Consider the following 14,166-nt stretch of genomic DNA (forward strand, 5'->3'; position numbering starts at 1 on the left):
CGGCCGGAGGGGGCCGGGTTCGACCGGGGGCCGCGGACCACGTACACTCGCTGGCTGGTGGCTGACGTCCACCGTGATGCAGCGCGCCCGGCACGCCGGGAGCGCCGCGTCGGCCGGTCCGGGCGTCGACCGCGTCGAAGGGCAGTGGCGCAATTGGTAGCGCACCGGTCTCCAAAACCGGCGGTTGTGGGTTCGAGTCCCTCCTGCCCTGCGTGAACGGCCGTCAGGCCGGACCGTCCCGCCGTCGCAGGCCGTCGTCGGCCCGACGTCGGCCCGCGGCTCGGGCGTGATCGACGGCCGGACGCCGGACGGGCCGAGGGTCGCCCGAGCGGTCCACCCGCGACGGTGCCGGTGGTCCGGACGACGGTCGACAGCAGCACGACGAGACTGAGGGACGAACTGTGAGCGAACCCGCACGCGCGGCCGCCTCCGGCGCCGAGAGCACCGGCCAGGGCGGTGCGCACCCGGCGCGCAAGGAGCCTGCGAAGCGCGGCTTCTTCGCGCGCATCGCGCTGTTCGTCCGCCAGGTCGTCGCCGAGCTGCGCAAGGTCGTCCGTCCGACCCGGTCCGAGCTGCTCAACTACACCGCGGTCGTGCTCGTGTTCGTCGCCGTGGTGATGGCCTTCGTCACCGTGCTCGACCTGGGCATCGGCCTCGCCGTGGGCTGGGTCTTCGGCGGCTGACGTCCGCCCGCCCGACCACGCACCAGTCACAAGGAAGCAGGTTCACCCCGTGTCGCAGGAGTCGCTGGAGCCGACCCAGCAGGACGAGACGCCCGCCGTCGAGACGCTCGACGAGCAGGCTCTGCTGTCCGTCGAGGACGCCGAGGCGGACGACGCCGTCGCGGAGGCCGAGGGCGACCTCGAGGCCGCCGTCGAGGTCGCGCAGGACGTGGCCGAGGAGGAGGACGTCGACCCGGTCGACGCCTTCAAGGCCGAGCTGCGCCGCCTGCCGGGCGACTGGTTCGTCATCCACTCGTACGCGGGTTACGAGAACCGCGTGAAGGCGAACCTCGAGAACCGCATCCAGAGCCTCAACATGGAGGACTACATCTTCCAGGTCGAGGTGCCCATGGAGGAGGTCACGGAGATCAAGAACGCGCAGCGCAAGGTCGTGCGCCGCGTCCGGATCCCCGGGTACGTCCTCGTCCGCATGGACCTGACCGACGAGTCGTGGGGCGCGGTCCGCCACACGCCCGGCGTCACGGGCTTCGTGGGCCACACGCACCAGCCGGTCCCGCTGACGCTCGACGAGGTCTTCGGGATGCTCGCGCCGACGCTGGCGCCCACGACCGAGCGCAAGGCGGCCGCCGCGGCGCCGCAGATCGCCGTCGACTTCACGGTCGGCGAGTCGGTCACCGTCACCGACGGGCCCTTCGACACGCTGCCCGCGACGATCTCCGAGATCAACGCCGAGGCGCAGAAGCTCAAGGTCCTCGTCTCCATCTTCGGCCGGGAGACCCCGGTCGAGCTGTCGTTCAACCAGGTCGCCAAGATCTGAGCCGAGCTCGTCGGCGGTCCTCGCCGCGACGGCAGCACTGCAACCGGGTCATCGCCCACGGCGTCGGCCCACGAACCAGGAAGGCATCATGCCCCCGAAGAAGAAGGTCTCCGGCCTGATCAAGCTCCAGATCAACGCCGGGGCGGCCACGCCGGCCCCGCCGATCGGCCCCGCGCTCGGTCAGCACGGCGTCAACATCATGGAGTTCTGCAAGGCCTACAACGCCGCGACCGAGTCGCAGCGCGGCAACGTCATCCCGGTCGAGATCACGGTCTACGAGGACCGCTCGTTCACGTTCATCACCAAGACGCCGCCCGCGGCCGAGATGATCAAGAAGGCGGCCGGCGTCGCCAAGGGCTCGCCGACCCCGCACACCGCGAAGGTCGCGTCGCTCACGCAGGACCAGGTCCGCGAGATCGCCCAGACGAAGCTCGAGGACCTCAACGCGAACGACATCGACGCGGCGATGAAGATCATCGCCGGCACGGCCCGGTCGATGGGCATCACCGTCCAGGGCTGAGGCGCACAGCCGGAGGTGGGACCGAGCGCAGCGAGGTCCCGCCGAAGGCGAGCACCGAAGGCCTGGACCATGGGATCCGTCCAGGGCTGAGGCGCGCAGCCGGAGGTGGGACCGAGCGCAGCGAGGTCCCGCCGAAGGCGAGCACCGAAGGCCTGGACCTCAGGATCCGTCCAGGGCTGAAGGACCCCCCGTCGACCGACGGGGGACATCGAGTGGCAGGGCCGGCTGCCGGCCCCACGACCACGACTGCGAGGAGAAGCAGATGGCACAGCGCAGCAAGGCGTACCGCAACGCCGCAGAGAAGATCGACCGCGAGCGCGTCTACGCGCCGCTCGAGGCGATCCGCCTGGCGAAGGCGACGTCGACCACGAAGTACGACGCGACCGTCGAGGTCGCCTTCCGTCTCGGCGTCGACCCGCGCAAGGCGGACCAGATGGTCCGCGGCACGGTCAACCTGCCGCACGGCACGGGCAAGACCGCGCGGGTCCTGGTGTTCGCGAACGGCGAGCGCGCCGAGCAGGCCCGCGCCGCGGGCGCCGACGAGGTCGGCGGCGACGAGCTCATCGAGAAGGTCGCCGCGGGCTACACGGACTTCGACGCCGCGGTCGCGACGCCGGACCTCATGGGCAAGGTCGGTCGTCTCGGCAAGGTGCTCGGCCCGCGTGGCCTCATGCCGAACCCGAAGACCGGCACGGTCACGATGGACGTCGCGAAGGCCGTGACGGACATCAAGGGGGGCAAGATCGAGTTCCGCGTCGACAAGCACTCGAACCTGCACTTCATCATCGGCAAGGCGTCGTTCGACGACGAGAAGCTGGTGGAGAACTACGCGGCCGCGCTCGAGGAGGTCCTGCGCCTCAAGCCGTCGACCTCGAAGGGCCGCTACATCACGAAGGCCTTCGTGACCACGACGATGGGCCCGAGCATCCCGCTCGACCAGAACCGGACGCGCAACCTCCTCGACGAGGAGAGCGACGTCGCCTGACGTCACGTGCTCGACGAGGGGCCCGGCAGCTGCGGCTGCCGGGCCCCTCGTGCGTGCGGGGGTCGGGCTCAGTGCCCGTGCCCCGAGGGGGTGCCCGGGTCCCCGTCCGGGAGGCTGGGCAGCCCGGGCGACGACGGCGTCCCGGTGTCCCCGGCCCCGTGGCCCCCGTGCGGCACGGCGTGCTGACCGGCCCACGTGGCGGCGAGACCGGGCGTCGTGAGACCGGCGACGAGGGCCGCGGCCGTCGCCCACGCCGCGAGCCCGGCGGCGGGTCCGCGCGGGGCCGCGTGCAGCGGCGCGGGACGGCGGCCCTGGCGGTGGGCGAGCGCGGTGCCGAGCGCGCCGAGCAGGAGCAGGGCGACCAGCGCGGCGTCGGCGGCCGAAGGTGCGACAGCGCCGCCGCCCGCGCCCGGGACGGTCGGCGTGCCGACCAGCCACCACGTCCCCGCCGACACGGCGAGCGCCGCGCTCGTCCCACGCGGGGCGAGCGGCCTGGCGCGTACCAGCGTCGTGACGCCCGCTACGGCCAACCCGGCGGCGGACGCGGCGAGACCTGCGGCCCACGGCGCACCCCCCTCGTGGACCAGCGTCCCGGCGGCCAGTCCCGTCGCGACCGTCGCCGCACCGAGCCCTCCGAGGCCTGCGAGGGCGACGGCGGCCGACGGGAGCGCCGCCCCGGACGTGCTCACGCCGTCCGGACGACGGGGGCGCGGCGGTCGGCGAGCGCGACACCGAGCAGCACGAGCGCGCTCGCGAGGTGCAGCACGTTGTCCGCGCCGTTGAGCGCGAGCAGGTTGGCGGGGGAGTCGACGAGGAACAGCCCCGCGACCCCGACGAGCAGGTACACGGCACCCACGGCGAGGCACGTGCCGCGCGCCGCGGCCGCGGACCGTCGCGCCGCGACGAGCAGCGCCGCGCCGACGCCGAGGTGCACGACGTTGTGCAGCGGGTTCACCTCGAACACGAGGAGGGTCGCGCCCTCGGTCGACGTGAGCCCGGTGCCGCCGGTCACGGCGAAGCCGACGGCGCCGACGACGAGGTACACCGCGCCGAGGACGGTGGCGAGCAGGCGGGAGGGGGTCGAGGTCATGGTGCGGTCCTTCCGGTCGGTGCGGGACGCCACGTCCCGCGCTGCCCGTGGTTCGGAGCCGTGGACCGGCTGGATGGGTCGGTCCAGGCCGTCCAGCGCGTGTCGGCCTCAAGATCGGCGCGCGTGACGCCGATGTCCGGGCATGCAGCTGCGTGCACGCCCCGTCGTCGGTGCCTGTGTCGTGACCGCCGCGGTCCTCGGCGCGACGGGGTGCTCGGACCCGGAGCCGCCCAGGGCCGAGCCGAGCGCGACCGTCACTCTCGAGCCGACCGCCATCGAGCCCGCGCACGCGGTGCGTGTCGCTGCGTCGGGCGGGTGCCCCGGCTACGGGTTGACGGCCCCGGTCACCCCGCGGACGTCCGAGGGCAGCACCGACCTCGAGCTCGACGACGAGTCGTGGGTGACCGTGCGGTGCCTGGGGCCGCTCGAGCAGGCGGGGACGGCCCTGGAGGCGGCGTCCCCGTGGCCGGACGCCGAGGAGGCCCCCGCTGGGACGCGGACGGGCCCGGTCCTGGTCGTCAGCGCCTACGGTGAGGCGTTCCAGGCGGACACCCACTTCACGTCGAACGGCGCCCGCCTCACGGAGTGGTTCGTCGAGCGGGACGGGTACCTCGTCGCCGTGGGCTACCTCCGGCACGAGGGCGCGGTGGACCGCACGGCCACGGTCGAGGCGGTGCTCGCGAGCTGGGAGTGGGCCTGAGCCGGCCGGGTGGGGCGCCCGGGGCACGATTTGGTCCCGCGCCCGCGGTCGCGTACGCTGTCCGAGCCCAAGACCGCAGGTCGTCGGCTGCCCGTGCCCAGGCGCGGACAGTGGACCGAAGCTCCGCTCACGAGCGGGGGCCGGCGCAGGTGACAGTGACTCAGCCCGATCGTGGCCGCCGTGCGCGCCCGCGTCGTCCGAGCCCCGTGCACCTGCGCGGGGCTCTTCTCGTACCGGGGCACCGGACGTCGACGACTGCGGGACAACCACCGGAAGGATTGCCATGGCGAGGCCGGACAAGGCAGCCGCGGTCGCTGAGCTCACCGAGCAGTTCCGTGAGTCCAACGCCGTCGTGCTGACCGAGTACCGCGGGCTCACCGTCAAGCAGCTCAAGCAGCTGCGGCGGTCGCTCAGCGGCAACGCAACCTACGCCGTGGTGAAGAACACGCTGTCCGCCATCGCGGCCAAGCAGGCTGGCGTCGAGGGTCTCGACGAGCAGCTCGCCGGCCCGTCGGCCGTCGCCTTCGTGACCGGTGACCCGGTCGAGGCGGCAAAGGGTCTGCGTGACTTCGCCAAGGCGAACCCTCAGCTCGTGATCAAGGGTGGTGTCCTGGACGGGCGCACCCTCGCGGCCGAGGACATCACCAAGCTCGCGGACCTCGAGTCCCGCGAGGTGCTGCTGGCCAAGATGGCCGGCGCGATGAAGGGCAAGCTCTACCAGGCTGCCTACATGTTCACGGCGCCCACGGCCCAGGCCGCGCGCGTCATCGATGCCCTGCGTGAGAAGCGGGCGACCGAGGAGCAGGCGGCCTGACGGCCCGGGCCCCGGCCCACCGTCACCACCCGCTCGTCGACACACCACACCCACCTGCTCTCCGGCCTGCACCGGACCAGGGCAACAAGGAAGGACACGCCACCATGGCGAAGCTCACCACCGAGGAGCTGCTCGACGCGTTCAAGGAGCTCACCCTCATCGAGCTCTCGGAGTTCGTGAAGGCGTTCGAGGAGACCTTCGAGGTCACCGCCGCCGCGCCCGTCGCGGTCGCCGCCGCCCCCGCCGCCGGCGGTGCCGGTGCCGAGGCCGCCGCCGAGGAGGAGAAGGACGAGTTCGACGTCGTCCTCGAGGCCGCCGGTGACAAGAAGATCCAGGTCATCAAGGAGGTGCGCGCCCTCACGAGCCTCGGCCTCAAGGAGGCGAAGGACCTCGTCGACGGTGCCCCGAAGCCGGTCCTCGAGGCCGTCAACAAGGAGACCGCGGAGAAGGCCAAGGCTGCCCTCGAGGGCGCCGGCGCCACCGTCACCCTCAAGTGACGCGCGCCTGAGAGCCGGGTTCGCCCGGCCCCGGGCACTCACGAGCGCGAGGCCCGCACCCGTCACGGGTGCGGGCCTCGCGCCGTCCGGGAGGTGAGCGCGCGTCGGGTCCGCCGGGCGCGGAGCCCGGGCGGGTGCGCCCCGGGGCGCGTCGCCGGCGCGGGGGAGCGGGCGCCGCCGGGCGGATGCGCGGGCACGACGACGTCGGCGCGTCGCCCGCGTGGGGCCTTGACGAGGCGGGTTGGACAATGCTGTCCTGTCCGGCTACGCTAGCGCTTTGCGCTGGCCTGTGCCTGCTCCCCTCATCCCGCCCTTCGGTCCCGAGCTCCGCCCGGTGCCCGGACGATCGTCGTGGGCAGGTGGGAAACGGTAGGGCACGTCCCGCGCGTGTGCACACGATCCGCAGGGAAGGACCCCTCTTGGCTGCCTCGCGCACCCCTTCTGCACCGTCCGCCGACGCTATCGCGAACCGCACCGCATCTCGCCGCATCTCCTTCGCCACGATCCACGAGCCGCTCGAGGTCCCCGACCTGCTCGGTCTGCAGACCGAGAACTTCGACTGGCTCCTGGGCAACGCCGCGTGGAAGGAGCGCGTCGCCGCCGCCCTCGAGGCCGGCCGGCAGGACGTGCCGGAGACCTCGGGCCTCGAGGAGATCTTCGAGGAGATCTCCCCGATCGAGGACTTCGGCGGCAGCATGTCGCTGTCCTTCCGCGACCACCGCTTCGAGCCGCCCAAGTACACGGCCGAGGAGTGCAAGGAGAAGGACTTCACCTACGCCGCTCCGCTCTTCGTCACGGCCGAGTTCGTCAACTACACGACGGGCGAGATCAAGAGCCAGACGGTGTTCATGGGCGAGTTCCCGCTCATGACGGAGCGCGGCACGTTCATCATCAACGGCACCGAGCGCGTCGTCGTCTCACAGCTCGTGCGGTCCCCGGGCGTGTACTTCGAGCGCGCCGCCGACAAGACGTCCGACAAGGACATCTTCACGGCCAAGATCATCCCCTCGCGCGGTGCGTGGCTCGAGTTCGAGATCGACAAGCGCGACGCCGTCGGCGTCCGCGTCGACCGCAAGCGCAAGCAGTCGGTCACGGTCTTCCTCAAGGCGCTCGGCATGTCCGAGGCGGAGATCCGCGAGGAGTTCGCGCAGTTCCCGGCCGTCCTCGAGACGCTCGAGAAGGACCACGTGAACACCGAGGAGGAGGCGCTCCTCGACATCTACCGCAAGATCCGCCCGGGCGAGCCGCCGACGGTCGAGGCCGGTCGCGCGCTGCTCGAGAACTTCTACTTCAACCCCAAGCGCTACGACCTCGCGAAGGTCGGCCGCTACAAGGTCAACAAGAAGCTCGGCATCGACGTCCCGCTGAGCGACTCGGTGCTGTCCGTCAAGGACGTCGTCGCCACGATCAAGTACATGGCGGCGCTGCACGCCGACGTCGCCACGATCGGTGGTGCCCGCAACGGCGAGCCCGTCGACGTGCGCGTCGAGACGGACGACATCGACCACTTCGGCAACCGTCGCATCCGCGCGGTCGGCGAGCTCATCCAGAACCAGGTCCGCACGGGCCTGTCGCGGATGGAGCGCGTCGTGCGCGAGCGCATGACGACGCAGGACGTCGAGGCGATCACGCCGCAGACCCTGATCAACATCCGCCCGGTCGTGGCGTCGATCAAGGAGTTCTTCGGCACGTCGCAGCTGTCGCAGTTCATGGACCAGAACAACCCGCTCGCGGGCCTGACGCACAAGCGGCGTCTGTCGGCCCTCGGCCCGGGTGGTCTGTCGCGCGACCGCGCCGGCATGGAGGTCCGCGACGTCCACACCTCGCACTACGGCCGCATGTGCCCGATCGAGACCCCTGAGGGCCCGAACATCGGCCTCATCGGCTCGCTCGCGACCTACGGCCGCATCAACGCGTTCGGCTTCGTCGAGACGCCGTACCGTCGCGTCGAGAACGGCCGGGTCACGGACGACGTCCACTACCTGACCGCCGACGACGAGGACAACTTCGTCATTGCGCAGGCCAACGCGCCGCTCACCGAGGACGGGACGTTCCAGGAGGAGCGTGTCCTGTGCCGCACCAAGGGCGGCGAGGTCGAGATCGTCCCCGGCGACCAGGTCGACTACATGGACGTCTCGCCGCGCCAGATGGTGTCGGTCGCGACCGCCATGATCCCGTTCCTCGAGCACGACGACGCCAACCGTGCCCTCATGGGCGCGAACATGCAGCGCCAGGCCGTGCCGCTGGTCCGCTCCGAGGCGCCGCTCGTCGGCACCGGCATGGAGCGCCGCGCGGCGGTCGACGCGGGTGACGTCATCGTCGCGACCAAGCCCGGTGTGGTCACCGAGGTGTCGGCCGACCTCATCACGGTCGCCAACGACGACGCGACGACGTCGACGTACCGGGTCGCGAAGTTCCGCCGCTCGAACCAGGGCACCTCCTACAACCAGCGCGTGCTGGTCGACGAGGGCGCCCGCGTCGAGGTCGGCTCCGTGCTGGCCGACGGCCCGGCGACGGACGAGGGCGAGCTCGCGCTCGGCCGCAACCTCCTCGTGGCGTTCATGTCGTGGGAGGGCCACAACTACGAGGACGCCATCATCCTGAGCCAGCGTCTCGTGCAGGACGACGTGCTCTCCTCGATCCACATCGAGGAGCACGAGGTCGACGCGCGCGACACCAAGCTCGGCCCCGAGGAGATCACGCGGGACATCCCGAACGTCTCCGAGGAGGTCCTCGCCGACCTCGACGAGCGCGGCATCATCCGCATCGGCGCCGAGGTCGCCGCGGGCGACATCCTCGTCGGCAAGGTCACGCCCAAGGGTGAGACGGAGCTGACCCCCGAGGAGCGTCTGCTCCGCGCGATCTTCGGCGAGAAGGCGCGCGAGGTGCGCGACACCTCGCTCAAGGTCCCGCACGGCGAGTCCGGCACGGTCATCGAGGTCCGCACGTTCAACCGTGAGGACGGCGACGAGCTGCCCGCCGGCGTGAACGAGCTCGTGCGCGTCTACATCGCGATGCGACGCAAGATCACCGACGGCGACAAGCTCGCCGGCCGTCACGGCAACAAGGGCGTCATCTCCAAGATCCTCCCGGTCGAGGACATGCCGTTCCTGCCCGACGGCACGCCGGTGGACATCGTGCTCAACCCGCTCGGCGTGCCCGGCCGCATGAACGTCGGCCAGGTGCTCGAGACCCACCTCGGGTGGGTCGCCAAGCAGGGCTGGGACGTCGCGAACGCGGCCGACGGCTCGGAGTGGGTCGAGCGCGTGCCGCAGGCCGCGCTCACGAGCCAGCCGGGCAACCCGGTGGCGACGCCGGTGTTCGACGGCGTGCCCGAGGAGGTCCTCACGGGCCTGCTGAGCGTGACGCACCCGAACCGCGACGGCGAGCGGATGGTCGACGGGACCGGCAAGGCCCGGCTCTTCGACGGTCGCTCGGGCGAGCCGTTCCCGGACCCGGTCGCGGTCGGCTACATGTACATCCTCAAGCTGCACCACCTGGTCGACGACAAGATCCACGCGCGCTCGACCGGCCCGTACTCGATGATCACGCAGCAGCCGCTGGGTGGTAAGGCGCAGTTCGGTGGTCAGCGGTTCGGCGAGATGGAGGTGTGGGCCCTGGAGGCGTACGGCGCCGCCTACACGCTGCAGGAGCTCCTCACCATCAAGTCGGACGACGTCCCCGGCCGCGTCAAGGTCTACGAGGCCATCGTCAAGGGCGAGAACATCCCCGACTCGGGCATCCCGGAGTCCTTCAAGGTGCTCCTCAAGGAGATGCAGTCGCTCTGCCTGAACGTCGAGGTGCTGTCCTCGGACGGCGTCTCGATCGACATGAAGGAGAACGACGACGAGGTGTACCGCGCCGCGGAGGAGCTGGGCATCGACCTGTCCCGCCGCCCGAACGCCTCGAGCATCGAGGAGATCTGACCTCGCCGTCCGCGGGGGCCTCCCGGCCCCCGCGGACCGGCCACCGGCTCTCACCGGCCACGAACGGTGAACACGGACTGAGAAGGAAGTAGGAACCTTGCTCGACGTCAACGTCTTCGACGAGCTGCGCATCGGCCTGGCGACCGCGGAGGACATCCGCACGTGGTCCCACGGCGAGGTCAAGAAGCCCGAGACCATCAACTACCGGACCCTCAAGCCGGAGAAGGACGGGCTCTTCTGCGAGAAGATCTTCGGTCCCACCCGGGACTGGGAGTGCTACTGCGGCAAGTACAAGCGCGTGCGCTTCAAGGGCATCATCTGCGAGCGCTGCGGCGTCGAGGTGACGCGCTCGAAGGTGCGCCGTGAGCGCATGGGCCACATCGAGCTCGCCGCGCCCGTGACCCACATCTGGTTCTTCAAGGGTGTCCCGTCGCGCCTGGGCTACCTGCTCGACCTGGCCCCGAAGGACCTCGAGAAGGTCATCTACTTCGCGGCGTACATGATCACCGAGGTCGACGAGCAGGGCCGGCAGGAGGACCTGCCGAACCTGCAGAACGAGATCGACCTCGAGAAGAAGGAGATCACGTCGCGGCGCGACGTCGAGATCGACAAGCGCGCGCGCCGTCTCGAGGAGGACCTCGCCCAGCTCGAGGCCGAGGGCGCCAAGGCCGACGCGCGCCGCAAGGTGCGCGACTCGGCCGAGCGCGAGATGGCGCAGCTGCGCAAGCGCGCGGACGCCGAGCTCGACCGCCTCGAGCAGGTGTGGGACCGCTTCAAGAACCTCAAGGTCGCGGACCTCGAGGGCGACGAGATGCTCTACCGCCAGCTCCAGGACCGGTACGGCAACTACTTCAAGGGCGCCATGGGTGCCGCGGCCATCCAGAAGCGTCTCGAGGACTTCGACCTCGAGGCCGAGGCCGCCAACCTGCGCGACATCATCAAGAACGGCAAGGGTCAGCGGAAGACGCGTGCCCTCAAGCGGCTCAAGGTCGTCAACGCGTTCCTGACGACGACCAACACGCCGCTCGGCATGGTCCTCGACGCCGTCCCGGTCATCCCGCCGGACCTGCGTCCGATGGTCCAGCTCGACGGCGGCCGGTTCGCGACGTCGGACCTGAACGACCTGTACCGCCGCGTGATCAACCGGAACAACCGCCTCAAGCGCCTGCTCGACCTCGGCGCGCCCGAGATCATCGTGAACAACGAGAAGCGGATGCTCCAGGAGGCCGTCGACGCGCTGTTCGACAACGGCCGCCGCGGCCGCCCGGTCACGGGTCCCGGCAACCGCCCGCTCAAGTCGATCTCCGACATGCTCAAGGGCAAGCAGGGCCGGTTCCGCCAGAACCTGCTCGGCAAGCGCGTCGACTACTCGGGCCGTTCGGTCATCGTCGTCGGCCCCGAGCTCAAGCTGCACCAGTGCGGCCTGCCCAAGCAGATGGCGCTCGAGCTGTTCAAGCCGTTCGTCATGAAGCGGCTCGTCGACCTCAACCACGCGCAGAACATCAAGAGCGCCAAGCGCATGGTCGAGCGCGCGCGTCCGCAGGTCTGGGACGTGCTCGAGGAGGTCATCACCGAGCACCCGGTGCTGCTCAACCGTGCGCCGACGCTGCACCGCCTGGGCATCCAGGCGTTCGAGCCCAAGCTCGTCGAGGGCAAGGCGATCCACCTGCACCCGCTCGTCTGCGCGGCGTTCAACGCCGACTTCGACGGCGACCAGATGGCCGTCCACCTGCCGCTGTCGACCGAGGCGCAGGCCGAGGCCCGCATCCTCATGCTGTCGAGCAACAACATCCTCAAGCCGTCGGACGGCCGTCCGGTGACCATGCCCTCGCAGGACATGATCATCGGTCTGTTCCACCTGACGGCGGACAAGGACGACGCGCTGGGCGCGGGTCGGTCGTTCGTCTCGGTCTCCGAGGCGATCATGGCCCACGACCAGGGCTCGCTCGACCTCAACGCCGTCGTCGGCCTGCGGTTCACGGACCTCGTGCCGCCGGAGGGCTTCGAGGCCCCCGAGGGCTGGGAGCCGGGTCAGTCGATCGTCATGCAGACGACGCTGGGCCGTGCGCTCTTCAACGAGCTGCTCCCGGTCGACTACCCGTACGTGAACGGGGTCGTCGACAAGAAGAAGCTCTCGGCGATCGTCAACGACCTCGCCGAGCGGTACCCGAAGGTCGAGGTCGCGGCGAGCCTGGACGCGCTCAAGGAGGCCGGCTTCCACTGGGCCACCCGCTCGGGCGTGACCATCGCGATCTCCGACGTGGCGACGCCGCAGGACAAGCAGCAGATCCTCGAGTCCTACGAGGCGCGTGCCGCGAAGATCCAGTCGCAGTACGACAAGGGTCTGATCACCGACGACGAGCGCCGTCAGGAGCTCATCGAGATCTGGACCCAGGCGACCGACCAGGTGGCCGACGTCATGCGCAAGAACTTCCCGGCGCAGAACACGCTCAACCGGATGGTCTCCTCCGGCGCCCGAGGCAACTGGATGCAGGTCCGCCAGATCGCCGGCATGCGTGGCCTCGTGGCCAACCCCAAGGGCGAGATCATCCCGCGGCCGATCAAGTCGAACTACCGCGAGGGCCTCTCGGTCCTCGAGTACTTCATCGCGTCGCACGGTGCCCGTAAGGGCCTCGCCGACACGGCGCTGCGGACGGCCGACTCGGGCTACCTGACGCGTCGTCTCGTCGACGTCTCGCAGGACGTCATCGTGCGCGAGCACGACTGCGGCACCGAGCGCGGCCTCACGCTGCCGATCGCGGAGCGGCTGTCGGACGGCTCGCTCACGCGCCACGAGAAGGTCGAGACCAGCGTCTACGCGCGCACGCTCGCCACGGACGTCGCCGGCACCGACGGCACCGTGGTCGGCAACGCGGGTGACGACGTCGGCGACGTCCTCATCGAGCGCTTCCTCGAGGCCGGCGTGGAGGACGTCAAGGTCCGCTCGGTCCTGACGTGCGAGTCGCGCGTCGGCACGTGCGCGCTGTGCTACGGCCGGTCGCTCGCGACGGGCAAGCTCGTCGACATCGGCGAGGCCGTCGGCATCATCTCGGCCCAGTCGATCGGTGAGCCCGGCACGCAGCTGACGATGCGGACGTTCCACACCGGTGGTGTGGCGTCGGCGGAGGACATCACGCAGGGTCTGCCGCGTGTCCAGGAGCTCTTCGAGGCCCGCACCCCCAAGGGTGAGGCGCCCATCGCGGAGCACACCGGTCGCATCGCGGTCGACGACTCAGAGCGCGTCCGCCGTCTCGTCCTCACGCCGGACGACGGCACGGAGGAGGTCGCCTACCCGGTCTCCAAGCGGTCGCGTCTGGTGGTCGCCGACGGCGACCACGTCGAGGTGGGCACGCAGCTCGTCCAGGGTGCCGTGGACCCGAAGAAGGTCCTGCGCATCCTCGGCCCGCGTGCGACGCAGAAGCACCTCGTCGACCAGGTCCAGGAGACGTACCGCTCGCAGGGTGTCGACATCCACGACAAGCACATCGAGGTCATCGTGCGGCAGATGCTGCGGCGCGTGACCGTGCTCGACTCGGGTGAGACGGACCTCCTGCCGGGTGAGCTGGCCGAGCGCGGGCGCTTCGAGGAGGCGAACCGCCGGGCGGTCGCCGAGGGGCGTCAGCCCGCCTCGGGTCGTCCGGAGCTCATGGGCATCACGAAGGCGTCGCTCGCGACGGACTCGTGGCTGTCCGCGGCCTCGTTCCAGGAGACGACGCGTGTCCTGACCGAGGCGGCCATGAGCGGTCGCAGCGACCCGCTGCTCGGCCTCAAGGAGAACGTCATCATCGGAAAGCTCATCCCGGCGGGTACCGGACTTCCCCGGTACCGGAACGTCACGGTCGAGCCGACCGAGGAGGCGAAGGCCGAGCTGTACCCGTCCTTCGGCTACGACGAGATCGACTTCCCGCCGCTCGGCATGGGCTCGGGCGACGCGATCCCGCTCGAGGACATCGACTTCGGCGACCTGCGCTGAGGTCGTCGGACGCCGCGCACGGAGGGGCTCACCGCACCGCGGTGGGCCCCTCCCGCGTGGTCGGGACCGGCCAGCCGACCGGCCGCTCGGGCCGCGTCGGCGCGGCGCGTGCGGTGACCGACGTCGCTTTGACGGTCCACGGGCCGGACAGGTAACGTGGG

General features: G+C 70.8%; 11 protein-coding genes and 1 tRNA gene. 10 read left to right on the top strand and 2 right to left on the bottom strand.

The window, feature by feature from the left end:
• Positions 1-138: 138 nt before the first annotated feature.
• From IEV86_RS11960 to rplA, 5 genes are all read left to right on the top strand, one after another.
• Positions 139-211, top strand: a tRNA-Trp gene (locus IEV86_RS11960).
• Between the two features lie 190 nt (positions 212-401).
• Complete coding sequence (gene secE / locus IEV86_RS11965) at positions 402-683, top strand: preprotein translocase subunit SecE (RefSeq protein WP_043609057.1); 282 nt, start codon at positions 402-404, stop codon at positions 681-683.
• A 49-nt stretch (positions 684-732) separates the two neighbouring features.
• Positions 733-1,500 (top strand): transcription termination/antitermination protein NusG, encoded by a 768-nt coding sequence (nusG, locus tag IEV86_RS11970; RefSeq protein ID WP_043609056.1) that lies wholly within the window; start codon positions 733-735, stop codon positions 1,498-1,500.
• A gap of 88 nt (positions 1,501-1,588) precedes the next feature.
• Complete coding sequence (gene rplK, locus IEV86_RS11975) at positions 1,589-2,020, top strand: 50S ribosomal protein L11 (RefSeq protein WP_043609054.1); 432 nt, start codon at positions 1,589-1,591, stop codon at positions 2,018-2,020.
• A 262-nt stretch (positions 2,021-2,282) separates the two neighbouring features.
• Positions 2,283-3,005, top strand: a complete 723-nt coding sequence (gene rplA, locus IEV86_RS11980) for a 50S ribosomal protein L1 (protein WP_043609053.1) — start codon at positions 2,283-2,285, stop codon at positions 3,003-3,005.
• A 68-nt stretch (positions 3,006-3,073) separates the two neighbouring features.
• Here rplA and IEV86_RS11985 read toward each other — a convergent pair whose 3' ends face one another.
• Both IEV86_RS11985 and IEV86_RS11990 read right to left on the bottom strand, forming a co-directional pair.
• Positions 3,074-3,694 carry a hypothetical protein gene (locus tag IEV86_RS11985; RefSeq protein WP_188484690.1) on the bottom strand — a complete coding sequence of 207 codons (621 nt, stop codon included), beginning with the start codon at positions 3,692-3,694 and terminating at the stop codon, positions 3,074-3,076.
• Positions 3,691-4,095: a DUF4383 domain-containing protein gene (locus IEV86_RS11990; protein WP_043605561.1), complete on the bottom strand. Its 405-nt coding sequence runs from the start codon at positions 4,093-4,095 to the stop codon at positions 3,691-3,693. The genes IEV86_RS11985 and IEV86_RS11990 overlap by 4 nt, the downstream gene beginning before the upstream one ends.
• Before the next feature lie 142 nt (positions 4,096-4,237).
• On the opposite strand from IEV86_RS11990, the gene IEV86_RS11995 reads away from it, so the two are divergent.
• The 5 genes from IEV86_RS11995 (at position 4,238) to IEV86_RS12015 (ending at position 14,005) form a co-directional block, all read left to right on the top strand.
• Positions 4,238-4,795: a hypothetical protein gene (locus IEV86_RS11995; RefSeq protein WP_043605554.1), complete on the top strand. Its 558-nt coding sequence runs from the start codon at positions 4,238-4,240 to the stop codon at positions 4,793-4,795.
• Positions 4,796-5,078: 283 nt separating this feature from the next.
• Entirely contained in the window at positions 5,079-5,609 is a 531-nt protein-coding gene (gene rplJ / locus IEV86_RS12000) for a 50S ribosomal protein L10 (RefSeq protein WP_043605552.1), read from the top strand.
• Positions 5,610-5,713: 104 nt separating this feature from the next.
• Positions 5,714-6,106, top strand: coding sequence for a 50S ribosomal protein L7/L12 (rplL, locus tag IEV86_RS12005; protein ID WP_043605550.1), 393 nt, complete (start codon positions 5,714-5,716; stop codon positions 6,104-6,106).
• Positions 6,107-6,525: 419 nt separating this feature from the next.
• Positions 6,526-10,032, top strand: coding sequence for a DNA-directed RNA polymerase subunit beta (rpoB, locus tag IEV86_RS12010; protein WP_043605548.1), 3,507 nt, complete (start codon positions 6,526-6,528; stop codon positions 10,030-10,032).
• Positions 10,033-10,129: 97 nt separating this feature from the next.
• Positions 10,130-14,005 (top strand): DNA-directed RNA polymerase subunit beta', encoded by a 3,876-nt coding sequence (locus IEV86_RS12015; protein ID WP_043605546.1) that lies wholly within the window; start codon positions 10,130-10,132, stop codon positions 14,003-14,005.
• Positions 14,006-14,166 lie beyond the last annotated feature (161 nt).

Source organism: Cellulomonas carbonis (assembly GCF_014636275.1).
Lineage (GTDB): Bacteria > Actinomycetota > Actinomycetes > Actinomycetales > Cellulomonadaceae > Actinotalea > Actinotalea carbonis.

Bases quoted from the DNA above. Each gene is read 5' to 3' on its own strand.
- rplK (WP_043609054.1), top strand. From the start codon at position 1,589: ATGCCCCCGAAGAAGAAGGTCTCCGGCCTGATCAAGCTCCAGATCAAC.
- rplA (WP_043609053.1), top strand. From the start codon at position 2,283: ATGGCACAGCGCAGCAAGGCGTACCGCAACGCCGCAGAGAAGATCGAC.
- IEV86_RS11990 (WP_043605561.1), bottom strand. From the start codon at position 4,095: ATGACCTCGACCCCCTCCCGCCTGCTCGCCACCGTCCTCGGCGCGGTG.
- IEV86_RS11995 (WP_043605554.1), top strand. From the start codon at position 4,238: ATGCAGCTGCGTGCACGCCCCGTCGTCGGTGCCTGTGTCGTGACCGCC.
- rplJ (WP_043605552.1), top strand. From the start codon at position 5,079: ATGGCGAGGCCGGACAAGGCAGCCGCGGTCGCTGAGCTCACCGAGCAG.
- rplL (WP_043605550.1), top strand. From the start codon at position 5,714: ATGGCGAAGCTCACCACCGAGGAGCTGCTCGACGCGTTCAAGGAGCTC.